This window comes from Wolbachia endosymbiont of Cardiocondyla obscurior (assembly GCF_902713635.1).
Lineage (GTDB): Bacteria > Pseudomonadota > Alphaproteobacteria > Rickettsiales > Anaplasmataceae > Wolbachia > Wolbachia pipientis.
The window spans coordinates 1-334 of sequence record NZ_CACTIU010000135.1; the positions used below are offsets into that span (position 1 = coordinate 1).

General features: G+C 39.2%; 1 protein-coding gene. It reads right to left on the minus strand.

Features of this window, described 5'->3' with window-relative positions:
* Window positions 1–334: ankyrin repeat domain-containing protein (locus tag WOCAOBSORBRA_RS06120; protein ID WP_174516165.1), on the minus strand; the 334-nt coding region annotated here is incomplete at both ends.

Genomic DNA, 334 nt, shown 5'->3' on the forward strand with positions numbered 1-334 from the left:
AGCCCAACTTAAAGGAGTATTGCCATTATCATCTATCGCATCAATATGCGCCCCCTCTCCGATTAAAAGCTCTACCACTTCTCTTTTGCCACTTAAAGTAGCAGCATGTAAAGGAGTATTTTTACTCTCATTCACCGCATTAATATTCGCCCCTTTTTCGATTAAGAACTCTACTACTTCTCTTTTGCCACTTAAAGCAGCAGCATGTAAAGGAGTATTTTTAACCTTATTCACCGCATCAACATTCGCCCTTTTTTCGATTAAAAGCTCTACCATCTCTCTTTTGCCACTTAAAGCAGCAGAAAATAAAGGAGTATTGCCATTATCATCCACC